General features: G+C 45.4%; 21 protein-coding genes. 16 read left to right on the plus strand and 5 right to left on the minus strand.

Going from position 1 to position 24,254, the window contains the following annotated elements; all coding sequences use genetic code 11:
- The first annotated feature begins 62 nt into the window (after positions 1 to 62).
- Positions 63 to 644: a precorrin-2 dehydrogenase/sirohydrochlorin ferrochelatase family protein gene (locus tag CLV42_RS11025; protein WP_106601980.1), complete on the plus strand. Its 582-nt coding sequence runs from the start codon at positions 63 to 65 to the stop codon at positions 642 to 644.
- Positions 645 to 1,650: 1,006 nt separating this feature from the next.
- Positions 1,651 to 2,319 carry an HD domain-containing protein gene (locus CLV42_RS11030; protein WP_106601981.1) on the plus strand — a complete coding sequence of 223 codons (669 nt, stop codon included), beginning with the start codon at positions 1,651 to 1,653 and terminating at the stop codon, positions 2,317 to 2,319.
- A 48-nt stretch (positions 2,320 to 2,367) separates the two neighbouring features.
- Here CLV42_RS11030 and CLV42_RS11035 read toward each other — a convergent pair whose 3' ends face one another.
- Positions 2,368 to 2,883, minus strand: coding sequence for an acyl-CoA thioesterase (locus tag CLV42_RS11035; RefSeq protein WP_106601982.1), 516 nt, complete (start codon positions 2,881 to 2,883; stop codon positions 2,368 to 2,370).
- Positions 2,884 to 3,184: 301 nt separating this feature from the next.
- Between CLV42_RS11035 and CLV42_RS11040 the strand changes: the two genes are divergently transcribed.
- The 3 genes from CLV42_RS11040 (at position 3,185) to CLV42_RS11050 (ending at position 7,849) form a co-directional block, all read left to right on the plus strand.
- Positions 3,185 to 4,837, plus strand: coding sequence for a CTP synthase (locus CLV42_RS11040; protein WP_106601983.1), 1,653 nt, complete (start codon positions 3,185 to 3,187; stop codon positions 4,835 to 4,837).
- Positions 4,838 to 4,954: 117 nt separating this feature from the next.
- A complete protein-coding gene (gene yidC, locus CLV42_RS11045; RefSeq protein ID WP_106601984.1) occupies positions 4,955 to 6,808 on the plus strand; it encodes a membrane protein insertase YidC in 1,854 nt (617 codons plus the stop codon).
- 93 nt (positions 6,809 to 6,901) lie between these two features.
- A complete protein-coding gene (locus tag CLV42_RS11050) occupies positions 6,902 to 7,849 on the plus strand; it encodes a M20/M25/M40 family metallo-hydrolase (RefSeq protein WP_106601985.1) in 948 nt (315 codons plus the stop codon).
- A 72-nt stretch (positions 7,850 to 7,921) separates the two neighbouring features.
- On the opposite strand, the gene CLV42_RS11055 is transcribed toward CLV42_RS11050, so the two are convergent.
- Entirely contained in the window at positions 7,922 to 10,309 is a 2,388-nt protein-coding gene (locus tag CLV42_RS11055) for a penicillin-binding protein 1A (protein ID WP_146154365.1), read from the minus strand.
- A gap of 204 nt (positions 10,310 to 10,513) precedes the next feature.
- Complete coding sequence (gene porW, locus CLV42_RS11060; protein ID WP_170117469.1) at positions 10,514 to 13,528, minus strand: type IX secretion system periplasmic lipoprotein PorW/SprE; 3,015 nt, start codon at positions 13,526 to 13,528, stop codon at positions 10,514 to 10,516.
- 274 nt (positions 13,529 to 13,802) lie between these two features.
- On the opposite strand from porW, the gene CLV42_RS11065 reads away from it, so the two are divergent.
- From CLV42_RS11065 to CLV42_RS11085, 5 genes are all read left to right on the plus strand, one after another.
- On the plus strand, positions 13,803 to 14,207 hold the full coding sequence (locus CLV42_RS11065) for a hypothetical protein (protein WP_106601988.1): 405 nt from the start codon (positions 13,803 to 13,805) through the stop codon (positions 14,205 to 14,207).
- A 180-nt stretch (positions 14,208 to 14,387) separates the two neighbouring features.
- Positions 14,388 to 14,864 (plus strand): bactofilin family protein, encoded by a 477-nt coding sequence (locus tag CLV42_RS11070; RefSeq protein ID WP_106601989.1) that lies wholly within the window; start codon positions 14,388 to 14,390, stop codon positions 14,862 to 14,864.
- On the plus strand, positions 14,821 to 15,057 hold the full coding sequence (locus CLV42_RS34595; RefSeq protein ID WP_089834922.1) for an AtpZ/AtpI family protein: 237 nt from the start codon (positions 14,821 to 14,823) through the stop codon (positions 15,055 to 15,057). Before CLV42_RS11070 ends, CLV42_RS34595 begins: the two co-directional genes overlap by 44 nt.
- Positions 15,050 to 15,436: a hypothetical protein gene (locus CLV42_RS11080; RefSeq protein WP_106601990.1), complete on the plus strand. Its 387-nt coding sequence runs from the start codon at positions 15,050 to 15,052 to the stop codon at positions 15,434 to 15,436. Before CLV42_RS34595 ends, CLV42_RS11080 begins: the two co-directional genes overlap by 8 nt.
- 6 nt (positions 15,437 to 15,442) lie before the next feature.
- Positions 15,443 to 16,063 carry a SprT-like domain-containing protein gene (locus CLV42_RS11085; protein WP_106601991.1) on the plus strand — a complete coding sequence of 207 codons (621 nt, stop codon included), beginning with the start codon at positions 15,443 to 15,445 and terminating at the stop codon, positions 16,061 to 16,063.
- 270 nt (positions 16,064 to 16,333) lie between these two features.
- Here the strand turns inward: CLV42_RS11085 and CLV42_RS11090 are convergent, their stop codons facing one another.
- Together CLV42_RS11090 and sucC are read right to left on the minus strand one after the other, a co-directional pair.
- Positions 16,334 to 17,347, minus strand: a complete 1,014-nt coding sequence (locus CLV42_RS11090) for a DUF4407 domain-containing protein (RefSeq protein ID WP_106601992.1) — start codon at positions 17,345 to 17,347, stop codon at positions 16,334 to 16,336.
- A 252-nt stretch (positions 17,348 to 17,599) separates the two neighbouring features.
- Positions 17,600 to 18,814, minus strand: coding sequence for an ADP-forming succinate--CoA ligase subunit beta (gene sucC, locus CLV42_RS11095; protein ID WP_106601993.1), 1,215 nt, complete (start codon positions 18,812 to 18,814; stop codon positions 17,600 to 17,602).
- A 109-nt stretch (positions 18,815 to 18,923) separates the two neighbouring features.
- Here sucC and CLV42_RS11100 point away from each other — a divergent pair, with 109 nt between their 5' ends.
- From CLV42_RS11100 to CLV42_RS11125, 6 genes are all read left to right on the plus strand, one after another.
- Positions 18,924 to 19,745 (plus strand): purine-nucleoside phosphorylase, encoded by an 822-nt coding sequence (locus tag CLV42_RS11100; RefSeq protein WP_106601994.1) that lies wholly within the window; start codon positions 18,924 to 18,926, stop codon positions 19,743 to 19,745.
- Between the two features lie 36 nt (positions 19,746 to 19,781).
- A complete protein-coding gene (locus CLV42_RS11105; protein WP_106601995.1) occupies positions 19,782 to 21,749 on the plus strand; it encodes a putative porin in 1,968 nt (655 codons plus the stop codon).
- Between the two features lie 175 nt (positions 21,750 to 21,924).
- Positions 21,925 to 22,137 (plus strand): hypothetical protein, encoded by a 213-nt coding sequence (locus CLV42_RS11110; protein WP_106601996.1) that lies wholly within the window; start codon positions 21,925 to 21,927, stop codon positions 22,135 to 22,137.
- Between the two features lie 40 nt (positions 22,138 to 22,177).
- Entirely contained in the window at positions 22,178 to 22,567 is a 390-nt protein-coding gene (locus CLV42_RS11115; protein ID WP_106601997.1) for an HYC_CC_PP family protein, read from the plus strand.
- Between the two features lie 84 nt (positions 22,568 to 22,651).
- Entirely contained in the window at positions 22,652 to 23,200 is a 549-nt protein-coding gene (locus CLV42_RS11120) for a heavy-metal-associated domain-containing protein (RefSeq protein ID WP_106601998.1), read from the plus strand.
- 33 nt (positions 23,201 to 23,233) lie between these two features.
- Positions 23,234 to 24,094, plus strand: a complete 861-nt coding sequence (locus tag CLV42_RS11125; protein ID WP_106601999.1) for a transporter family protein — start codon at positions 23,234 to 23,236, stop codon at positions 24,092 to 24,094.
- The last annotated feature ends 160 nt before the right edge of the window (positions 24,095 to 24,254 follow it).

Consider the following 24,254-nt stretch of genomic DNA (forward strand, 5'->3'; position numbering starts at 1 on the left):
GGGAAGTCCGGATTAAAGGGCAGATGCGTAATTTGTCATGTGTAATCAGTAATCGCACTATCATGGAAGAAAATCATCTTTTCCCGGTATTTTTTAAATTGAATCGCCTGCATGTATTGGTTGTAGGAGGGGGAAACATAGGTCATGAAAAAGTAAATGCTTTGCTGGAGAACTGTCCGGAGGCCAATATTACTATAGTAGCCACCTGGTTCCAGCCTGAATTGACAGAACTGGTAAAACATGCGCCTAATGTGGAATTGATCCAGAAACCATTCTCCTGCGGTGATATGTTGGGAAAAGACCTGGCCATTGCTGCTACCAGTGACAAGGAATTAAACATGTATATCTGGGAAAAGGCAAAATGCAGCCGGGTATTGATCAATGTAGCCGATACGCCTGAACTGTGCGATTTTTATTTAGGTTCTATTGTGCAGAAAGGCCACCTCAAGATAGCTATCTCCACCAACGGAAAATCCCCTACCGTTGCCAAACGTCTGAAAGAAGTATTGCAGGAGGTGATCCCCGCCTCTATTAATGATGTGCTGGATAAGCTGCAGGTGATCAGAGAGCGTATTAAAGGCGATTTTACAGAAAAAGTAAAGCAACTGAACAGGATCACCGACGTACTGGTGCGGAAAGATTAACCCATTTTATTCCCCTTTTGTCGTCCCAATCACACCGTTTACCGATAAGTATCGGGGCATTCCTGTGTTCCGTTCCCTGTAATATTCGATTTGTTTCAGTTAAAATAGTATTCCTGTTTCAACCCCTTTCATCTACTTTTCACTACTTTCTTATTACATTATGAATAAAAATATATTTATATTTTGGCTTAAATCATTCTGAAATATGACTGGTGATTGCTACATTTATAATGTAATAATGATTTATGATCACTGTTTTTTAAATGAAGTCAGGATTGTTATATAAATTATAATATTTATAATATGTGTGTCTCCTTATATGAATAGCTTCAAAGAACAGATTTATAAACAATATTGACATACTGAAAGGGGATGTCCAAAACTAAACAATTCAGCGGTAAGAGACGGGGAGAGCCCCGTACTAGGGTCAGCAAGGCCAGTAAATTTTTTGACCTCGCAGTCAGGGTTCACGCACTTTTCCCCGTCTTGCGCCGCGCCAATATAAAAATATTCCCGCTTCCCTGAAGTATATACCTTATATATCGGGGCCCAAAAGGGGCCTCGATAAGGTATTCTCTCCGGAAGCAATAAACGCTCTTTATAGTTTTATCAACCAGAATTTAAATCGCTTAAAAGCGATGAGGCTATTGTCCCCTTTTTTAAGGGGACATTTTTAAAATCTAAATCGTAATAACCAAACCGCCATTAAAATTCAATAACAACAGCGTGGCTGCATGCACCAAATTGATCCATCGGATATTTAAGCCATCCAAAAGGAAAGACGAAGAAAATCTTAGTGAAGCAAGATCCCTGACTAATTCTACAATTGCATGCCGGAATACAGGGGGGAGAAACCGAAAGAAGGAAAGAAGGTTACCACAAAATGAAGAATCTAAACCAAACTATGCTATGGGACCTCTTTTCAGTTTCTCCTTTTCTTCGTTTTTCCTGTTATTGCATGCCCTACATTTTGCTGCTGCCATAGGGAAATAATATATTTGGCCTTATGATCCAATACAATGCAGATGCACAGCAACTGATCAATCAGACAGAACAATTTGTAAAGAAAGAACTGGCAGGCGCCGAAGGCGGACATGACTGGTGGCATATTTACAGGGTATGGAAGCTGGCTAAAAAGATCGCTGCCAGCGAAAAGGTAGATCTGCTGGTGGTGGAACTCAGTGCGCTGCTGCATGACATCGCCGATTCCAAGTTCCACAATGGTGATGAAAGTGTGGGGCCGCGGAAAGCCCGTTCCTACATGGAATCTGTAGGTGTGCCGGAAGCGACTATCCAACATGTGGTGAACATCATTATGCATATTTCTTTCAAAGGAGGACATAATGCCGGTACCTTCCATTCTGCAGAAATGGCCGTAGTCCAGGATGCCGACAGGCTGGATGCTATTGGCGCCATTGGCGTAGCCCGCGCATTTAATTACGGTGGATTTAAGAACAGGGCCCTATACGACCCCGGTATTGCTCCTGATCTTTATATGACGAAGGAACAGTACAAGAATAGCACCGCCCCGACTATCAATCACTTTTATGAGAAACTGTTATTGCTGAAGGATAGAATGAATACGGCAACTGGTCGCCAGATGGCGATGGAGAGACATGCTTTTATGGAGACTTTCCTGGAGAAGTTTTATAAAGAATGGGAGGGGGAAAGCTGACAGTATAGAAGCGGGCTCCCCGGAATTTCCGGGGAGATGCTGATTGGTTTAAATGAATAATGCCCTCAGTTCTTCTGCATCCTGAGGTTTCATCTTACCGCTCAGGATCAGGCGCAACTGGCGTCTGCGCATAGCGCCTTCATATAATAGCTTTTCTTCTTCAGTATCCGGAATGATCTGGGGTACCTGCCTGGATTTTCCATTGGGGTCCAGTGCTACGAAGGTCATGAAGGCCTCGTTGGACTTATAACGGTACTGCTGTACCGGGTCTTCTCCCCATACCCGCAGGTGTACCTCCATGGAAGTGGAAAACGCCCTGCTCACCTTCGCTTCAATATGTACTACGTTACCCAGCCTGATGGGGGTTTCAAAAGAAATGTTATCTACGGAAGCAGTTACCACTGGTGCACTGCAATGTTTCATGGTAGCGAGTGCGGCTGCTATGTCCATCCAGTACATGAGGCGGCCTCCCATCAGGTTACCGAAAGTGTTGGTGTCGTTGGGCAATACCAGTTCCGTCATCTGGATCACGGAATCCTGCGCTCGCTTGGGCGTTAATGTCATATGCTGATTTGTTACGGCGCAAAATTAGCAAGAAGTTTCCTGACAGACGCAAGAAATGCAATACCACAGTGGGATTTCGGTATCAGATAAAATTATGAGCTTCAATTTTGCATGGAAGTGGCTTATTATGAAGGTATTATAATTACGGCTGCAACGAAATATGAAAAACCCTTTTGGAGCACTTTAAATTTGTCTTAACTTTGCATGACCTTCGGAAGTTATTTTTACTTGACTGGTTACACCAAAAGTCGTCCGGCGCTTCTCTTTAGGTCAAGTATATTCTACAGAATTTTTAGATTTTATGGCAAAATATATCTTCGTTACGGGAGGTGTGACTTCCTCGTTGGGTAAAGGAATTATAGCTGCTTCGCTGGCGAAATTATTGCAGGCTCGTGGCTTTAGAGTGACTATTCAGAAATTTGATCCGTATATCAATGTGGATCCGGGAACATTAAACCCTTACGAACACGGTGAGTGTTATGTAACTGAAGATGGCGCCGAAACTGACCTCGACCTTGGCCACTATGAACGTTTTCTGAACACGCCTACTTCCCAGGCGAATAACGTCACTACCGGCCGTATTTATCAGACTGTTATTAACAAGGAGCGTGAAGGCGCCTACCTGGGTAAAACTGTACAGGTAGTACCGCACATCACTGATGAGATCAAACGCAGGATCCTGCTGCTGGGTAAAGACGGTAAATATGATATCGTTATTACCGAGCTGGGTGGTACTGTGGGTGATATCGAGTCCCTGCCTTACATTGAGGCGGTTCGTCAGTTACAATGGGAGCTGGACGAGCAGGATTGCCTGGTGGTACACCTGACCCTGATCCCTTACCTGCGTGCGGCTAAGGAATTGAAAACCAAGCCTACGCAACACTCTGTGAAAATGATGAGTGAGAACGGAGTGCATCCTGATGTGATCGTATGCCGTACGGAAGAGCCGATGTACAATGATCTGAAAAAGAAAATAGCGCTGTTCTGTAATGTGACGGTAGACGCTGTGATCGAGGCTACAGACATGAGTACCATCTACGAAGTGCCGCTGGAAATGCTGCGTGAGAAGCTGGATGTGATCTGTATGAAGAAATTGCACATCCCTATTGAGAAAGAACCAGATATGACTAAATGGCGCGCCTTCCTGGATAAGCTGAAATATCCGAAATCCAAGGTGACCATCGGTCTGATCGGTAAATATGTGGAACTGCAGGATGCCTATAAATCCATTTTGGAGTCGTTCATTCACGCAGGCGCTATGAATGAATGTAAAGTGGTAGTACAAAATATTCATTCTGAATTCCTTACACAGGAGAACGTAGCAGAAAAGCTGCGTAACCTGGATGGCCTGCTGGTAGCTCCGGGTTTTGGTCATCGTGGTATTGAAGGAAAGATCGTTGCAATACAATATGCCCGTGAGAACAACCTGCCATTCTTTGGTATCTGCCTGGGTATGCAGATGAGCGTGGTGGAATTTGCCCGCAACGTAATAGGTTGGAAAGATGCTCACTCTACTGAAATGAATCCTGACACGCCTCATGCTGTGATCGGCCTCATGGAAGAGCAGAAAAAGATCACTGTAAAAGGTGGTACCATGCGTCTGGGCGCTTATACCTGCGAATTAACGCCGGGTTCAAGAGCTGCCACTATTTATGGTAGCACTACCATTAGCGAGCGTCACCGTCACCGTTACGAATTTAATGGACAGTACCTGACTGATTTTGAAAAGGCAGGTATGATCCCTTCCGGCCGTAACCCGGAAAGCGGCCTGGTGGAAATGGTAGAACTGCCTGATCATCCATTCTTCGTAGGCTGCCAGTTCCATCCTGAACTGAAAAGCACTGTGGAGGCACCTGCACCACTGTTCGTGCACTTTATTGCTGCCGCCAAACAGTATGCGGAGGACAAGACCAATAAGGCAAAAGTTGCTGAAGAAAAGATTGCCCACCAATAATGAATATTTATAAGTCGCAGGCTTTCAGTAGTAACAACGAGGTATTAACTTTGTTGATTACAACTGAAAGCTTGTTGCTTTTACTTACCTTTGCTGCCTAAATTTTAATTGAATTTCATGGACAGAAACTCAGTCATTGGCTTTGTACTACTGGGAGTGTTGTTTGTTGGTTACATTTTCTATAACCAGAAACAGCAGGTTACTGCAAAAAGAGAGAAGGACCGCCAGGATTCCATAGCTAATCTTAACAAGCCGAAACCTGTTGATACCGCCAGTTACACCACTGCAGGTGTACCCGATTCCACCAAGCTTGTCGGTGCGTATGGTGCCTTCGCAGGTGCTGCCAATGGCACTCAGCAGACTGCCGTACTGGAGAATAAGGTAGTGAAAATCACCTTCTCCAACCACGGTGGACAACCTTCACTGGTACAGCTGAAACAATTCAAGGATTTCCAGGGGAAACCGCTGATGCTGGTAAACAGCTCTTTCAACCGTATTTCCCTGCAGGTCCCTGCTAATAATAATACCTTATTAAATACCGCGGACCTGTACTTTACCGGGGGTAATGTACAGCAACTGCCAGATGGCAGCCAGGCTATTGCCTACCGTCTGCCTACCTCCAACCCTGGTCAGTACCTGGAGTTTGTATATACTTTAAAACAGGATGGTTATGCCGTGGATTTCGATATCCATGCAATCGGCCTGGAAAATGTATTACCAGCGGGTCAGAAAACACTGAGCCTGCAGTGGGATTCCCAGAACGACAAGCAGGAAAAAGACATGCAGAACGAACGTCTGAACAACCAGGTACATTACCGGAATACAGACGGAAAGCATGACTATTTCACGCTGGGACGTACAAGTCACGAGAAACTGGATACCAGGCTCGAATGGCTGAGTGTAAAACAACAGTTCTTCAACACCACCCTGATAGCCAGAAATGAGGCCCGTTTTGCAGGTGCAGAGGTAAACACCAAAGTACCGGAAAGTGGTAATATCGTAGGACAGACCTTTGCTACACTGGAGATCCCTTACAACCGTGCACATGATTTTACATTCCCGATAGAGATTTACTACGGTCCTAACCACTATAAGACCCTGAAGTCTTTTGATATTGGTCTGGAAAGTATCATCCCGTTGGGTTCCGGTATTTTCGCTTTCGTAAAATATGTGAACAAATGGGTGATCATCCCTGTGTTCAACTTCCTAAGCGGATTTATTGGTAACTACGGTATCATTATTATCCTGCTTACCCTGTTTATCCGTTTGCTGATAGCGCCATTCACTTACCAGAGTTATGTATCTCAGGCTAAAATGAAAGTGCTGAAACCAGAAATAGACGAACTGAAAGCAAAATATGCCGATGACCAGCAGACATTCGGTATGGAGCAGATGAAGTTATTCAAGAGCGCTGGTGTAAACCCGCTCGGAGGTTGTTTACCAGCCGTAATGCAGTTGCCTATCCTGGTAGCGATGTATAGCTTCTTCCCATCATCGATAGAACTGAGACAGGAAAGTTTCCTCTGGGCAAAAGACCTTTCTGCCTACGATTCCATCCTGGACCTGCCGTTCACTATTCCTTTCTACGGTAATCACGTGAGCTTGTTTACATTGCTGATGACCGCTACCAGCTTAATGCTGGCGTTCAATAACCGTGGAATGGCCGATCAGAGCAATCCGGTAATGAAATATATGCCGTATGTATTCCCGGTTATGCTGTTGGGTATCTTCAACCGCCTGGCATCAGCGCTGACTTTCTATTACTTCCTGTCTAACGTGATCAGTATTGGTCTGCAGTGGGTGATCCAGAAGTTCTTCGTGAATCACGATAAGATCCATGCACAGATCCAGGAGAATAAAAAGAAACCTGCCGGCAAATCAAAATGGCAGGGTAAACTGGAAGAAATGCAGAAACGCCAGGCAGATATGCAGAAGCGTCAGCAGGACATTCAGCAACGTAAAAAGCAATAGTATCAGATCTTTTTAACATAGTATATTAGCAGAAGGCTTCCCACAAAGGAAGCCTTCTGTATTTTCAGGATTCATGCAACTTAATCTGACCTTATGAAATATCTATTGTTTCTGGCTACAGCCGCAACTGTTTATTCTACATCTTATGCACAGGATTACCAACCATCTGCCAGCCGTATACAAAAAACAGTAGGCTATCTGGCATCTAACAAATTGAAAGGTCGCGGTACCAATGAAAAAGGCGGTATCAAAGCCAGTAATTACGTAGCCAAACAATTTAAGCAGGCAGGACTCATGCCGGGCAATGGGGACAGTTACTTCCAGGATTTTACTTTCGACAGAAAAGAACACCACAACCTGACCAGCAGAAACGTGATCGGCTTCCTGGACAATGGGGCCGCTAAAACTATCATTATCGGTGCTCACTATGATCACCTGGGTACAGCAGCATTGTTTGACGGAAAATACCCGGTAGGACAGATCCACAACGGTGCTGACGACAATGCATCTGGTGTGGCAGGACTGCTGGAACTGGTCCGCTACTTTACAGAGAACGGGCAGAAAGAACCATTTAATTTCCTGTTCATTTCCTTTGGGGGAGAAGAGATGGGCTTACAGGGCTCAAAGTATTTTACGTCCAATCCTACCATCCCGTTGACCAACGTACATTTCATGCTGAATATGGACATGATAGGCCGGTACAATGAAGAACGCGGCATCGGCATTGGCGGTTATGCTACTGCACAGGAATGGCCTGCGGTATTCAAAGATGCTCAGGAACCCGGTATCCACTATTTTACTGACGGATCCGGCAAGGGCGCTTCAGATCATCATAACTTCTTTATGCACCAGGTGCCTGTGATCTTCCTGCATACCGGTCCGCATGATGATTATCACAAGCCGACAGATGATGTTGAAAAACTGAAAGCCAAAGAGGAAGCGCTGATCCTGAAACTGGGCATACAACTGATCACTAACGCGATGAAATATACGGAACTACATTATGTAGGAGAGGAGAAGAAAGAAGAAGAAAAGAAATAGCCCGCTTACGGCCTGATATATATGAAAGGCGTCCGGTTTTAAACCGGACGCCTTTTATCTGTTGGTACTTAATTACTGTGGTTTGGTTGGTTGTGTAGGATAAGCCGCTTTGGGAGTAGTAGGAGCAGCAGGTTTGTCCTTATTGGCTTCTTTCTGCTTTTCCTTTTCTCTTTCTCTGGCTGCTTTATCAGCTTCTGCCTCTGCCTCATTCACATCTATATAATCACTGGCGCCTCCATTACCCTGGTCATCAGCTTCTGCCGGTGGTTTATAGTTCTCTTCAAAATTCTGGTAGAATTCACTGTTGATAGACTGAGGGATAGCAAAGGTAGCCTTGTCGTCTATTTTCAATGTCTTATCTGCATATACTTTCTGGAAGAAGTAAGCCCAGATCGGAAGACCTGTATTAGCACCCTGACCGTTGGCAGTGCTGCTGAAATGGAGGAAGTTGTTTTCACAACCTACCCAGGCACCCGCCAGCAGCTGGGGCGTAAAGCCCAGGAACCATCCATCGGTATTATCGTTGGTAGTGCCCGTCTTACCTGCCACTTCACTCTGGATACCATAACGGAAACGCAAACGTGCAGATGTACCACCGGGACCAGTCACGCCCTGCATCATTTTCACCATGGTATAAGATTCATTCTCGCTGATCACTTCACGCTTCTCAGGCGCGGTGGTCTGCAGGATGTTACCATTTCTGTCTTCTATACGGGTGATGTAGATCGGTTTCGTGATAATTCCACGGGCCGGGAACATCGTGTAGGCCTGTAACATTTCATATAGCGAGATCTCCGGCGTACCCAGTGAAATGGATGGATAAGGCGGAATATCAGCGGAGAAGCCAATCTTGTTTTTCGCAAAATCAGCAACGGCCTGTGGGCCTAACTGTTTGATCAGGTAGGCAGATACGAGGTTCAACGACTTGGCCAGTGCGCCCGCCATCGTTATACTACCTCCTACACTACCTTCAGAGTTGCGGCTCAGCGTCCAGTTATATTTAGGGAATGATACCGGTTCGTTAGGCAGTACTGTGCTGGGAGACATGCCATTCATAATGGCAAAGCAATACAGGAAGGGTTTGAAGGTAGAACCTACCTGTCTGCGGGTCTTGACTACGTGGTCATTCTTGAAATAACGGAAATCAGGTCCACCTACCCATGCTTTCACTTCACCGCTTTCAGGGTCCATCGCCATAAAGCCAGCTTGTAAGATAGCTCTCATATATTTGATAGAGTCTATCGGTGTCATGACAGTATCCATTTCATTCAGCTCAGGCTCTGTAAAGCTTTTCCAGGCAAACACCTTCATTTTTACAGGGGTGTTGAAAGCTTTTTTGATATCATCATCGCTGGCTTCGTCATCCTTCATTGCCTTGTAGCGGTCGGATTCCTTCATATAGCGGTCTATATATGTCTGCCAGTTCTTCCACACACTGCCGGATTTGATGTTGGATTGTGCTGCAAATATTTTCTGCAGATCTTTCAGGTGATGATCTACTGCTTCCTCGGCATACAGCTGCATGCGTGGATTGATGGTAGTATAGATCTTCAGACCATCGCGGTACAGGTTATATTCGGAGCCATCAGCCTTTTTGTGGTTTTTACACCAATCTTTCAGTTCGTCACGCAATACTTCCCTGAAGTAGGGCGCCAGTCCTTTATTGTGATCTATCTTATTGTAACGCAGTACGATAGGCTTGCTTTTAGCAGCATTTGCCTCCGCCTCTGTAATAAAGTCGTTTTTCTCCATCAGCTCTATCACCGTATTACGGCGACTTAATGCCATCTGCGGATTACGACGAGGATTATACAGGTTGGTACCTTTCAGCATAGCGATCAGGGTAGCAGCTTCTTCAATGGACAGGTGACCTGCATCTTTACTGAAGAAGGTACGGGCGCCATTTTCAATACCGTATACGTTATCGCCGAATGGCACCGTATTGAGGTAAAGGGTAATGATCTCCTGTTTGGTGAAGTTACGCTCCAGTCTTACGGCTATCAGCCATTCCTGCATTTTCTGGAATCCTCTTCTTATAATGTTTGAAGCACGTACCGCACCTGTATTATCGGCCTGCAGGTTCAATGCCAGCTGTTGCGTGATCGTACTGGAACCTCTTTTCTTACCCACTGCGAGGTAAAAAGGGATGGCGATCGTTGCATAAGGGTCTATTCCTGAGTGCTCATAGAACCTGACGTCCTCTGTAGCAATCAGGGCATTGATCACATTTTTCGAAATTTCGTTGTAGTCAGAGCTAGACCTGTCCACCTGGTAATATTTACCCAGGATGGTACCATCTTCGGCAATTACTTCAGATGCAAGGGCAGCCCTTGGGTTTTCCAGGGTCTCCATGGATGGCATAGAGCCAATAATGCGGAAATTCACCAGCAGGATCAATAACAGGAAAATCCCAGTCAGTGATAAAACTGTGATCCACAATATTTTAACCGATTTTTTCATACTTGCTTTAAATGTTTGATTTGCGCGGCCAGCATCGCTTTTATTGGCTTTACTCAAGATATAGCAATTTACGGGCCTTATTACGCCGTGCTTACGACAGCGGACAAAACTATTAAAAAAAACGGGTTGATGTCCCCCAAATATTGTTAAAAGACTGATTGATGTACCCCAATAAATTAGTATGTTTTTCTATCTTACTGTCTGTTACTGAGTAACGTAGTTATCGTCAAAGAATTTTTTATACCCGGTGATATCCTTGGTACTGTTCATCTGGATGAAATTATCCCTGGAAATGATGAACATAGAGTAATCCGACGGCCGGATACGCGGAATGATCTTATCGGCACCGATCCTGATCTCGTCAAAATAATCCAGCGCCTTATCCTCGTTCGGGAAAAGTCTGAAGATGAGCATCACATCCTGTGGTGTCAACACAAAATTGGCTACCTGTATATTCTCTCCCGGATGTTTGGCTGCATTGTACTTGGTGAACTGTGTCAGTGCCTCGTCCATAATGGCCTTTGAGACACGCTGGAAAGAGAGCACCACAAAATGCGGATTGGTGGCATTCAGTTTATAAATAGTAATAGGTTTCAATGGTGCCGGCAGCGGTGCTACTTTCAGTCCGGCATTGGCTGCCAGCTTGATAGAGTCGGCCGTGGCAGTTCTGATCTTTACGGAATCAAATTTGGTATCAAATTTTGGTTCCGGGTTCTGCCATGGGTAACGGATGGAAATATTCTCATCTACTACGTTGTTATCCTTGCTTTTCTCAATTTCCAGCCTGGAGAGGTATACCACCAGGGCTGCCCTGTTATCCAGTGCTTCCAGCAGAGATTTCGCTTTCTCCTGGATCCCGTCATCCTGTTTATATTTATTGATGACATTCACAACTGCCTGACGTCCAAACTCACAGGTGTCCATTTTCATAATGATCATGGCTTCCAGGAGATCAAATTTAGGCTGCATGAAATTGAGGCCAAAAGTAGAGTCAGCGGCCTTTTTCAAAGCCATCGCTCCCTCAAGGTTTCCTCTGTTATAGTTTACATAAACAGAATCATAAGCGGTAGAGATCTCCTTTTTCTTTTCCTGGTTAATATCCTGCAGGGAGCCATACTTGATAATACTGGCAAATTTGGAATCCCCGAGGGTCATTACGTTCTGTTTGTATTTCGCGGCCTGGGCGGTATGGCCCAGTTTGGTATGCCAGATATACAGGGAGTAGATGACCTCTGTTTTATGCGGATGCTGTGGATACCTGTGCAACAGGGTATCGTAAGTCTCGATAGCGAGCTCGGTATTGTCCAGCTGATCGTTATAGAGTTTACCCAGGTCATAATAGGCGTCTTCAACGACCACGTTGGATTTCAGGAGGTCGTCTGGTGTAAGTGGCAGTCCTTTAACCAGTGCCTGGGCCGTGGCGCTGTCTGATGGTGCCTTGGAGGCATTCGCAGCAGCAGTAGGATTGTTGGTTTCATCTTCCGTTTGCAAAGGCTGATTGGCAGCGGCGGCTCCAGACTGGCTTCTGCGCCAGTTGTCGGCCAGCGGCCTGTTACCCCAGCGTTTTTTGAATTCGGAGAATCCGGAAGATTTGCTGGCATTGTTATAGAAATACCAGTCGCCCTGGTCGTCCTTTTTGGGAGTAGCAGGGCTGTTATTCATATTGTTCACTAACGGATTGTTATTAGCCATTTCCTGCTGATCAATCCCGTTATCTGCATTATCCTTCTGCTTTTTCGCTTTTTCTTCCGCCTCTTTACGCATGGTAGCGGCCATTTTTTCGAGGAAGATCTTCCTGTCAGATTCCGGCATAGCAGCGATGCGCTGCAGGCTGTCTTCTTTCTGGATAGCTTCCACACGGATCACTACGTCGTTGAGTACACGTTTGCGCTTGTTGACGATAGCTGAGTCTGTAAATTCAGGCGGCATGACGCTGGCGGTACTGTCGTAGAAGTTCCTGGCCAGGCGATACTGGCGCTGTCCGTAATAAATGTCCGCTATCGCCTTGAATGACAAGGCTCTCTGCATAGTATTGGAACTTTCCACCTTCAGCGACTGGCCCAGGTATTGGAGGGCCAGATCCTGATCTTTAGGCAGCACGATGGTGGCCATATTATAATAAATCGCGTCGCGGAACTCAATGTATTTTTCCCTGCGTGCCATCCTTTTCAGACGTGCCAGGCTTTCATCAAAGGAGCCGCCTTCCCTGGTGGCATCCAGTTTGGCGATCTGCATACGGGCCTGGAAGTCCATCATCGGGTCCGGCTTCTGTTTGATCACTTTATGGAACATCATCACAGCGGAGTCCGGGTGACTGTAGTTGGTATACAATTGTCCCAGTATATAATACATACGTGCCCGCTCGTCACGGTTACCTTTACTTTTGACAGCTATCTGCAGTGGAACGATCGCTTCGGAAAAGCGTTCCTGTTTATACAGGGCGTAGGCTCTTACTTCGGCCAGGTCGCCGGCAAGCCTTTTAGGAAAATAAGGGTCATGCTCCACAACATTCATCAGGGAACGGGCCTGGTCGAATTCCTTCATCTCCAGGAAGGTCTTGGCCTGCCACACAAAAGCGTCGTTACGGGCATAAGTATGTTTAAAGTAGCCGAAGGGCGGCTTTCTTTTCTCGCGGGAAGCGATGCTGAGCTGGTCTTTTTGACTGGACCCTATGACTGTTTTATACTCGTCTTTCTTTTTGGGAGCAAATTTGGTATTGATGAACTGGAATGTACGGCTGGCCTTATCCCATTCACCCTGGTAGAAGTAGGCCTGGCCGATCACAAGATAACTGTCATCAATCCATTTGCTGCGTGGATCGCGGATCTGTATATTGATAGAAGCCTTTTCAATAACAGTATCCAGGTCGCCGGCGCTCAGACCGAGGTTCTGGAGACTGTAAGGATAGAAAGGCAGCAGATAATTATAGTTGTCCTGACCCTGGCGGCTCACATTATGGGTAATGAGGCGGAGTTTCTTCCGGGCATTATATAAGTAGTTATACCTGGCCAGCATGTTCTGCACCAGTTTCCGTTTAATGGTCCATTTTTTTTCTGCCAGTAATTCTGAGGGTGGTCGCCGGTCTTCCACGCGTGGCTGTGCAACTTTCGGCACAAGCGGCTTTTGCATGGTGCGTTGGGGCATCCTGCTACTATGGTTCTTTAACTGATTAGTAACCGTGGTATCCCTTCGCTGGGCGTAGACCCTGTTAGCATTCATACAGCACAAAAACAAAACTACTAAACAGGTATATGGTAGATATATGCGAACTGATCTGTGATAATTCATGGATGCCAGGGTGTGTATAGGCTTACCTATATAACTTATATGTCAGGAAATTATTTTTTAAAGATAGGATAATTTTTTTGAGGGGGGCAAAGTGGGCCGCCGGAATAAAAAGGGATAACACTTAATTTTTTAAATACGAAATAATATAAATGTTTAACTTTAGCCGGTTGATAATCAGAAAAATTATTCAAGTTTTATAGCGGCTATGGCTAAGAAGCGCGATAGAAAAGGTAGAAATGTGGGGCGGATAGGGAACAGGTACCGCCTGGTAATTATGAATGACAATACCTATGAAGAGGTAACTTCGTTCAAATTATCCCGTATGAGTGTGTATGTTGCTCTGAGTACTTTATTTGTACTATTGGTAACGATCACCGTTGCAACAGTGGTATTTACTCCATTGCGGTATTACATTCCCGGGTATGGCGACCTGAAACAGCGGAGGGAGTTCATCCGCCTGAAGATGCGTACCGATTCCCTGGAGTCTGCCATTAATGCACGCGACAAATACCTGGAAAACATCAAGCAGGTTATCAACGGAGATTTTTCTACCAGTAAACTGGACACGACCACTATTAAAGTTCCTAAAGTAGATAACAGCACTTATTAAGGGGGCACAACATAATTGAGACTAAAAAATATATTGTCAGCAGATACGCCAAGGGTCCGAATCACCGTTAAGGGGGTAATGTGGATAACTTCTTAAAAGAAGTGATTGTCAATATGTAATAATATGTTAATAAATAATACTATCTTACATCACACTAAAAGCTGAAAAACCTAAAATCCTATGTTTAGCAACAACAATCGTAATGCCAGAAGCGAGAGCAAATCAGTAATGCCTTCTTCCAATGTGAACATTATCGGCAGTGGAACTTCCATCCAGGGAGACATCGTGTGCGAAGGCGATATTCGCATTGACGGACAGGTGACAGGCCTGGTATCAACAAAAGCTAAAATTGTGGTAGGTCCTGAAGGGGAGATTATCGGTGATCTGGTATGTCAGAGCGCTGACATCCTGGGTAAAGTAACTGGTATTGTCAAAGTTGAAGATCTGCTTTTCCTGAAAGGCAATGCCCTGGTAAAAGGAGATCTGTATACAGCCCATTTTGAAATGGAGCCAACAGCGAAATTCAACGGTCGTTGCTACATGGAACCTGAAGAGGTGGCAGCTGCAAATGCAAGTGCAAGCACAAGTGCAAACGCAAACCTGAAAGAAAAAAATGGAAGACCCGTTTTCACAGAAGAAGCCACGGAAGAAGCCTGATAACAGGCTGATTTTACGGTACACTGGGCTGGCTTTTCAGATGATGGCCACATTAGGCTTAGCGGTATTTGCTGGTTATAAAATAGACCAGCGGACAGGATGGTCATTCCCCTTCTTTCTGATCATTTTGTCTTTATTAGCTTTAGTCTTAATTTTGCGCCAAATTATCAAAGATACCAGTAGGAATGAGTGACAGGTTTTACTTTAGAGTTATTGGCGTATTCATCATAATGAACGGCGCTTTATTATTATCAAAAGCCTGGTTGTTGGATAAGGGAGCCCACCATAATGTGCTGCTCTTCGGCAACCTGGCTTTAGCTACAATCTCCGGCATCACCTACAATATGAGCCGCAAAGGGGTACAATCCGAAAACAACAGCATCTTTATGCTAAGGGTATATGGCTCCATGATCAGCAGAATGATGTTATGCCTGGCCGGTATTACTATTTATGCCGTAGCGAACAGGGCAAATACAAGCAGAATCACTATTTTTATATTGATGTTCTTCTACATTGTATACGCTATATGCGAGAACATCAGTCTGCAAAAAATTACCAGAAAGAAAAATTAAAGATTCGTGAAGCAGGAGGCTCCTTTACATGCATTAGCTGCATACCTGCCCGAAGGAACCTTCGAGCAGGTAATGGCCTACCTCACAGATTATAAGGTACACCTGACGGTGACGCGTGAACGGCAAAGCATCCTGGGGGACTACCGACATCCTGACCGTAGGGGAGGACACCGGATCAGCATCAACGGGAATCTTAACAAATATGCTTTCCTGATCACGCTCCTGCACGAAATCTCACACCTGACCACCTATATGCAGTATGCCAATTCGGTAGCTTCACATGGGAAGGAGTGGAAACAGCATTTTTCCAATATACTGAAACAGTTCGTCGGCAAAGGGTATCTTCCACCGGATGTGGAAATGGCTTTACGGCAAAGTATTCAGAACCCGGCAGCCAGTTCCTGCGCGGATGATGATCTTATGCGTGTACTGAAACGCTATGATACGCAGAAGGAAAATCATTTCCTGGTAGAACAACTGGCGCCCAATCAGTTGTTCCGTACAAAAGACGGCCGTATTTTTCGTCGGGGCGAGCGTATACGTAAACGGTACAGGTGTGAAGAGGTCGCGACGAAAAGGATGTATCTGTTTAGTCCCGTTTACGAGGTGGAACTGGTGGCGGCGTAACATTTTTCCTGTACCAGATGTGGACCTGTGTCTGTTTCTTGTTCGACGCTTGTTCGATGCTTGTTCGACGCTTCGCCGTCCCCGGGGTTATCAACCCGGCTACAAACAAGGGGGACTTCTGACGGAATCCTATCAAGTTATGTTGTTATGGACGGGGACTATCTTCTCTGCTTATTCTCCTACAAATAAAATGGGTCAGGATGGATTATACCCGGGACTGGCACCCAGTTATAACCCACCTGACCCGAAAACCCTCGCTTAGTTGGATGGCTACGAATTGACGGCTGGTTGTCCGATCATCATTCGTTTATTGTGTTCCCTTTCCCGCTTTTCTATCGTTTCCTTTCGGAAGATGATATAAGCATGCTCGTGAGCCTCCAGCAGGTCATCATACGGTCCGCGGGGAGAAATGAGTTTCACAAATACCGGCGCAGTTTCAATAGTAATGAACAGCAGGATAATGAACCAGTTTGCCCAGCGTACGGGTACACTGCGGTCTGTCAGATGTCCCAGCGCATCCAGCCTGGATGCCAGTCCATCTATACTGCTCCGGTTAAGTCCTCCTACCGTCGCTTTCTGGGTGGAGTCAATGGACAGGAGTTCCTGCCTCTTTTGTGCAATGAGGGCGCCGTTCTGGTCTGTGATCCGCTTTAACATGGCGGCTGCAGTATCGGCATCAGCTTTTTTTGCCTTGTAGATGGGCCCCAGGTTTTGTTTGCGTGAACCACCTGTACCATCGGCTTCCTGCTGTGCGATGATCTGCAGCGTGTCAAGTTTCGTAGCCTGCTGCTGGATAGCTGTATTCAGCTGCGTGATCTCCGCGTTCAACACGTTGATCCGCTGTTGGAAGCGGTCTTTTACCTTGTCTTCCTGTGTTTTGAATACCTGCTGTTCCATGACAATCAGTTCCTGGTTGATCTCTTTCTCGAACACTTTCAGTTCCAGTGGTTTGGAGATGACAATGGCAATCAGGACAGCCAGTATAAGCCTGGGTAATGCCATACCAAACTCACTCCAGAAATTGTTACGTTTTTTCATGCCGGACACGATATAACGGTCCAGGTTAAAGATCATCAATCCCCAGACAAGCCCAAACACGACGGCTCCCCAGGGAGAACTGAATACTGTCCAAAGGGCGTACCCTCCCGAAAAAGCTGCCAGTAATCCGGTAAAGAAAATCGTAGCACCAATACCGCCATACTTATTGGTTTCTGATGGTGCCCGTTTCAACATAGGCACATGGGCGCCTGAACAAAACAGGAAAAAGTCGCGGAAGCGCTTCATGATAATTGTACAATTTGGTATATATAAAAAAGAAATCAACGCCTGCAGGACGCAGGTATATAGTTAAGGATGGATTATGAAGGTACGATTTTTCGCCGGCAGTGAGCCATTAAGTGATCAAAAGCGGAAAAAATGTGATAGAAATACAAGAGAGAGGAACATACCAAAACCGGGGAAGCATAAAAAATAAATCCCCGGACATCGTCCAGGGATTATTTATTCTATTTTTTAGTCAATCGCTACTTCATGTTATTAAGCTGTAACCGCTTTGTTCACCAGTGCAGCAGCTTCGCTGAGCAGGATAGCTGATTGAACGGTCAGACCGCTTTCTTCGATCAGTTTTTTAGCTTCTTCAGCGTTGGTACCCTGCAGACGTACAATGATCGGAACAGTAATGTTACCGATAGATTTGTAAGCGTCGATCACACCCTGTGCAACACGGTCGCAACGAACGATACCACCGAAGATGTTGATCAGGATCGCTTTTACCTTAGGATCTTTCAGGATGATGCGGAAACCTGCTTCTACAGTCTGTGCGTTGGCAGTACCACCTACGTCCAGGAAGTTAGCCGGCTCACCACCACTCAGTTTGATCATATCCATGGTAGCCATTGCCAGACCGGCGCCGTTTACCATACAACCTACGTTACCATCCAGTTTTACGTAGTTCAGGTTGTATTTACCTGCTTCTACTTCAGTTGGATCTTCTTCAGAGATATCGCGGAGTGCTTCCAGGTCAGGATGACGCATCAGCGCGTTGTCGTCCAGGTTCAGTTTACAGTCAACAGCAATGATCTTGTCGTCGCTGGTTTTGAATAATGGGTTGATTTCCAGCATAGCTGCATCCAGACCTACGTAAGCGTTATACAGGTTGGTCACGAATTTCACCATGTTTTTGAAAGCCTCACCACTCAGGCCGAAGTTGAACGCTATTTTCCTGGCCTGGAATGGCTGCAGGGTAGTGTTCGGCTGTACTAACTCCTTGAAGATCTTCTCCGGAGTATTGTGCGCTACTTCTTCGATATCCATACCACCTTCTGTAGAGTACATGATCACGTTCTGACCTTTTGCACGGTCCAGCAGGATGGACAGGTATAATTCTTTTATGGGGTTAGGGCCAGGGTAGTACACGTCTTGCGCTACCAGCACCTTGTTAACTAATTTTCCGGCCTCACCGGTCTGGATGGTTACCAGTACACCGCCAAGGATGTTACCGGCAATGGTTTTTACATCTTCGGCATTCTTACCCACGGCCACACCTCTCTGCTCTTTACCACGAATGGTACCTTTACCACGTCCACCGGCATGGATCTGCGCCTTTACCACAGCAAACTCATTACCATATTGCACTTTTAATTGCTTGTAAGCTTCTGCCGCCGCTTCAGGGGTATCTACCGGAATCCCTTCCTGTACCGGTACATTATATTTCTTCAACAGTTCTTTAGCCTGGTATTCATGTAAGTTCATCTGAGAAAAATTTGCCGCTAAAATAGGTCATTATGATTTAAATATAAAACCGTAGTGTTTTGTGAATTAAAAATAACTTTGCGGCAACCTGTTTTAAAGACATAATATAATGAGTGATCTCTTGCAACAAATAGCTGCTGCCGCGGACTACATCAGAAAATCATGGTCCGGGACCCCGGAAGTGGGCATCATACTGGGCAGCGGGTTGGGTAACCTGGCGAATGATATTACCGACAGTACGGAAATCCCCTACGAAAATATCCCCCATTTTCCCTCTTCTTCCGTAGAAGGTCATAAGGGCCGTCTCATACTGGGAAAAATGAACGGGCGTCCGGTAATAGCTATGGCAGGCAGATTTCACTATTATGAAGGCCTATCCATGCAGCAGGTAACCTTCCCGGTAAGGGTGATGAAGGCACTTGGCGTACATACCCTGCTGATTTCCAATGCAGCCGGTGGGATGAACAGGGCTTTTAAAGTGGGTGACCTGATGATTATCCGGGACCATATTAACCTGCAGCCGGAACATCCGCTACGCGGCCCGAATAACAATACCCTGGGGCCCCGTTTCCCGGACATGAGTGAGCCTTATTCAAAGGCACTGATTACCAAAGCAAAAGAAATAGCACAGGCCAACGAAATTCATGTGCATACAGGCGTGTATGTAGGCGTACAGGGGCCTACTTTTGAAACCAGGGCAGAATATATGTATATGCATATCATTGGCGGAGACGCGGTGGGTATGAGTACGGTACCTGAAGTAATAGTGGGCATTCATAGCGGCTTAAAAGTATTCGCGATGAGTGTTATCACTGATATTGGCATCCGGGAAGAGGAAAATGTGATCACACACGAAGAGGTGCTGGAAGCTGCTAATGCGGCTGAACCGAAATTAACGCTTATTTTCAGGGAACTGATCAAGGTAATCTAAGTCAAAAGAAGAACGAAGCAGGAAATATATCAAAGGATGAGGTCATTTATTTTAATATGTTGTTTGCTGGTAGGTACGCAGCAACTGCAGGCACAGATAGGCCAGCGTTTCGGCAATATGGGCGGCGGTGGTTCTTCCTCCATGCAAAAAGATACCGGCAGCCACAAGCATGACCTGGATACACTTACCATCACCTACCGCAGACTGGGAGAACCTACCGACTTCAGGCTGGATTCCTCTATAGCTGATTTTAACAGCACCTTTCTGCGCATTCCGGGCAGCTTCGTGTTCCTGGGAAATAATGGCGCTCCTGCCCGTAACGTAATGTTTACGCCTTTCATGAAACCAGGTTTTGATGCAGGCTTCCATATCTTTGATCCTTACGCATTTACCCATGAAAATGCGCGTATTTATAATACCAACCGTCCGTACTCGGAGCTGTTGTATATGGTTGGTAGTCAGCAGGAACAACAAATAGGTGTATTGCATACCCAAAATCGTACAGACCATTTTAACTTCGGTTTTGAATACAATAAGATCTATGCCCCTGGTTATTTCAGATCTCAATCCACTAATCACGACGTATATCGCATTACAGGTCGCTTCAATAGCAGGAACAAACGGTATAATGCATACCTCAGCTATTACTACAACAAGTTTAACAACGGTGAAAACGGTGGTTTGCGCAAGGGCGATACCGTATTGGATAATCCCCGTTACAATAACCGTAAGACCATTGACGTGAACCTGGGTAACTACTCTTCTGCTACCACAGGCCTGTTCAGCACCACGCTGCCAGTGAAAACATCGCAGAGGCAGTCGGGTATCCTGCTGGTGCAGCAGTATGACTGGGGTAAAGGAGATACGATTCACGTAAACGATACTACGGACTATTATAAATTTGACCCTTTCTTCCGCGTACAATATAGTTTCAAGGTAGATAACAACAGCGCATCCTACCTGGATGGGCAGCCAGATACGTTCTATTATACCAACCGCTATAAATGGGGATTCACTGGTGATACCGTCAGAGCACAGCACGACTGGCGTATTATCTCCAATGATTTCTCCATCATACAATTCCCGGTGAGGGGTAACCAGGCGCATTTTATCAGTGCGGGGGCCAGGTATGAAAATATCAGGGGTACCTTCCTGGATGCCGGTATCAACTTCAACAACTTTGTGGTACACGGTGAATACCGGAATAAAACGCGTAACCAGAAATGGGATCTCTCTGCCAAAGGTGAACTCTATCTGGCAGGACAAAATTCCGGGGACTACAACGTCACCGGTATGCTGAGCCGCTACCTGAATGAAACACTGGGAAATGTGCATCTCTTCTTCAGTAATACCAACCGTGAGGCCTCGTATGTCTACAAATATTTCAGCAGTACTTACGATAGCTGGTATAACAGCACGCTTGGAAAGGAGAATATTACACAATTGCAGTTTGCTGCCGACAACAAAAAATTAAAGTATAACCTGGCAGTGAATTATTTCCTGATCGAGAACTATACTTACTTCGAAAATTACTATACCAGTAAACAAGCGCCAGCACTGTTCAACCTGTTGCAGGTTATCTTCAGTAAACATTTCAAGTATAAACATTATAACTGGTATATGGATTTCGCCTTCCAGCAGGTACACGGCGATGGCAGGATCAATGTGCCTACCATCTGGACCCGTCACAGGCTGGCCTATGAAAACAGGTTATTTAATAACCTGAACCTGATGGCAGGTATCGAAGCGAAATATAATACGGCTTATTATGCAGACGATTACTCTCCCGTAACCGGTCAATTTGTGTATCAGACTACACAACGGGTGAAGTATTATGCACCTGATCTGGCGGCATTTGTACACTTCAGGATCAAGTCTTTATCTGCATTTATCAGAGGAGAGAACCTGAATACATTTTTTGCGACAAATAACTTTGCTGCGCCGGCCTATCCATACAATAACTTCACGTTCAGACTGGGAATCCGCTGGTGGTTCATTAACTAACAAAACGTTAACAACTGCCTGAAATTACGTTTATCGGATACCGTAAACTTCTTTAAATCAAGACATTAAGTCTGTAACAAGTAAACCGTTTTACTACTGTCAAATGGTTGCAGTCAGATAACGACTGCAACCTTCTGGCGTGCTCTTTGTTTAAGTTTGTATAAAGCATTTTAACATGAAGGCCTTTACAGTAGTTATCAACACAGACAGGTATGTAGTGAAACCTTTGAACGGTCACTCCCCCCGCTTTCTCGTGAACGTAAACGGGCAGGACGTACTATTTGAAAATGATGGAGACGGCCACGTCAGGGCCGAAGCTACTAAAGCGGCCAGCATGTCATTATTACTGGGTCTGGCAGATAAAATCGAAGAGAACGTAGGAGTTTAAGCAAATCTGGCAGTAAATTGCTAAATTTGCCTCCGCTATCATGAAGAGATTTATAACCATATTACTAGCTTTCCTGTATGTCACGCTCACCAGTGGGTTCACGGTGAACGCACATTACTGCATGGGTAAGCTGGCTGCGGTAGATTTTAAATCTCATGCCGATGATATTTGTAATATGTGCAGCAAATCCGGAAAGAAGGGTAAATGCTGTAAAGACGAATACAAATACTGTAAGGCAGACGTTTCTTTTCATGAAGTTGGCAAAGTGCAGCAAAACAGTGAGCCATCCGTCAAGGCACTCAGTCTGCCGGTGATCATTGTGCCTGTGTCTGCATTGACCATTTCCCATCGTATTGTTATTAATAATCATGGTCCACCTGACTGTGAATGTATTCCCCTGTATATACAATACTGCACTTATTTGATCTGAATGTACATTGAGTGAATTATTAGTTGCTGCGCCGCAAGCGTAAGCAGTACAATATGCTTATTATCAAGTACAAATTATCAGATCATGAAATCATTCCTGGCAATTATATTCCTGGCTATAGGCCTCAATTTCACTTCTTCCGCACAGATCAGCAAAGCGTCCTTACAAGCCTCGGGCTTAACCTGTGCCATGTGTTCCCGGGCTACCCTGGAAGCACTGAAAACGCTCCCTTTTGTTGATAAGATAGATACAGACCTGAACAGCACCACGTTCCTCCTGTCTTTTAAACCCGGCGCTACCGTGAACATAGACCAGATCAAGGCAAAAGTGGAAGATGCCGGTTTCTCTGTAGCCAAACTGGTATTAACTGCCTCATTTGATAAAGTAGCGGTGGAGAAGGATGCTCATATCCAGTATGCCGGTGCTACTTTTCATTTCGTGAATGCCAAACAGCAGGTACTATCAGGTGATCGACAGCTGACTGTCATTGACAAGGACTTCGTATCTGCGAAACAGTTTAAGCAGTTCAGTACACAAACCACCATGCCTTGTTACCAGACAGGTAAAATGGCGGGTTGCTGTAAGACCGGCGGACAAGCTGCTCCGGCGCGTATTTACCATGTTATCATCTGATTCACCGGCACTTAGCTACAGTAATACTAGTAAATGAAAAGAACCTTATTCTTTATCATCTTCCTTATGCCTGCATGGCTGCATGCGCAGGAGTTATATGTCTCTACAGAACCAGCCAGTAATATGCCGGCCAATTCCCTGGGTTTGCGGGTCACCAACCGCTTCTTTAAAATGGAAGCTGAAGGAGTAACGGGAATGCGTATAGAACCGGAACTAATGTGGGGAATCTCTAAAAAGCTGATGGTACATGTAGCCGGACTGGCATCCAACCAGATGCAGCCTTCTATTGAATGGGAGGGCGCAAGCGTCTATGCCAAATACCGTTTCCTGTCAAAAGATGATGTGCATTCCCATTTCCGTATGGCAGCCTATGTCAAAGGCGCTGTTATTAATAATCCTTTTGTGCCGGTAATGCGGGATCATATCAGTAAACCATACACTAACCAGGAACTAGACCTGGAAGGAGGCGCTTCGGGTGTGGCAGGTGGGCTGATAGCCACCCAATTGCTGCATAAACTGGCACTTTCTGCAACGCTGGGGTACAACAGATTTATGAACAATACCAAAGACAATCGTCCGCCTGATATGCCCGGCAATGCTGTAAATTATAGTTTATCAGCGGGTTATTTACTATTACCCCGGACTTACCGCAGTTATGAGCAGACCAATCTGAACCTCTATGTGGAATTCCTGGGTAAGGCAAATACAGACGCAATGAGCCGCAGCCAGTACCTGGATATCGCTCCGGCTATCCAGTTCATCTTTAATAGTGTGACCCGTTTGGATTTTTCTTACCGTACACAATTATTTGGTGATATGACTCGCAATGTATTTAATACCTTTACATTACGGTTCGAGCACAATATTTTTAATATTTCAACAAAAAGAAAATGAAGCAGGCACTGATGACAGTACTCCGGTTTATCCAGTCACTGTTTGTGAAGAAGAATTGTTGTAAATAACTATTCCAATCTATTAGTAAATTGTTGTTCTTCCGAGGTTTCCGTGAGGAGACTGAAAAAGGTGTATCGTATTTTCGATACACCTTTTATTA

Source organism: Chitinophaga ginsengisoli, from assembly GCF_003014595.1.
Taxonomy (GTDB): Bacteria; Bacteroidota; Bacteroidia; order Chitinophagales; family Chitinophagaceae; genus Chitinophaga; species Chitinophaga ginsengisoli.

Coding starts and splice junctions, on each gene's coding strand:
- CLV42_RS11025 (WP_106601980.1), top strand. CDS start 63: ATGGAAGAAAATCATCTTTTCCCGGTATTTTTTAAATTGAATCGCCTG.
- CLV42_RS11030 (WP_106601981.1), top strand. CDS start 1,651: ATGATCCAATACAATGCAGATGCACAGCAACTGATCAATCAGACAGAA.
- CLV42_RS11035 (WP_106601982.1), bottom strand. CDS start 2,883: ATGACATTAACGCCCAAGCGAGCGCAGGATTCCGTGATCCAGATGACG.
- CLV42_RS11040 (WP_106601983.1), top strand. CDS start 3,185: ATGGCAAAATATATCTTCGTTACGGGAGGTGTGACTTCCTCGTTGGGT.
- yidC (WP_106601984.1), top strand. CDS start 4,955: ATGGACAGAAACTCAGTCATTGGCTTTGTACTACTGGGAGTGTTGTTT.
- CLV42_RS11050 (WP_106601985.1), top strand. CDS start 6,902: ATGAAATATCTATTGTTTCTGGCTACAGCCGCAACTGTTTATTCTACA.
- CLV42_RS11055 (WP_146154365.1), bottom strand. CDS start 10,309: ATGAAAAAATCGGTTAAAATATTGTGGATCACAGTTTTATCACTGACT.
- porW (WP_170117469.1), bottom strand. CDS start 13,528: ATGAATGCTAACAGGGTCTACGCCCAGCGAAGGGATACCACGGTTACT.
- CLV42_RS11065 (WP_106601988.1), top strand. CDS start 13,803: ATGGCTAAGAAGCGCGATAGAAAAGGTAGAAATGTGGGGCGGATAGGG.
- CLV42_RS11070 (WP_106601989.1), top strand. CDS start 14,388: ATGTTTAGCAACAACAATCGTAATGCCAGAAGCGAGAGCAAATCAGTA.
- CLV42_RS34595 (WP_089834922.1), top strand. CDS start 14,821: ATGGAAGACCCGTTTTCACAGAAGAAGCCACGGAAGAAGCCTGATAAC.
- CLV42_RS11080 (WP_106601990.1), top strand. CDS start 15,050: ATGAGTGACAGGTTTTACTTTAGAGTTATTGGCGTATTCATCATAATG.
- CLV42_RS11090 (WP_106601992.1), bottom strand. CDS start 17,347: ATGAAGCGCTTCCGCGACTTTTTCCTGTTTTGTTCAGGCGCCCATGTG.
- sucC (WP_106601993.1), bottom strand. CDS start 18,814: ATGAACTTACATGAATACCAGGCTAAAGAACTGTTGAAGAAATATAAT.
- CLV42_RS11100 (WP_106601994.1), top strand. CDS start 18,924: ATGAGTGATCTCTTGCAACAAATAGCTGCTGCCGCGGACTACATCAGA.
- CLV42_RS11105 (WP_106601995.1), top strand. CDS start 19,782: ATGAGGTCATTTATTTTAATATGTTGTTTGCTGGTAGGTACGCAGCAA.
- CLV42_RS11110 (WP_106601996.1), top strand. CDS start 21,925: ATGAAGGCCTTTACAGTAGTTATCAACACAGACAGGTATGTAGTGAAA.
- CLV42_RS11115 (WP_106601997.1), top strand. CDS start 22,178: ATGAAGAGATTTATAACCATATTACTAGCTTTCCTGTATGTCACGCTC.
- CLV42_RS11120 (WP_106601998.1), top strand. CDS start 22,652: ATGAAATCATTCCTGGCAATTATATTCCTGGCTATAGGCCTCAATTTC.
- CLV42_RS11125 (WP_106601999.1), top strand. CDS start 23,234: ATGAAAAGAACCTTATTCTTTATCATCTTCCTTATGCCTGCATGGCTG.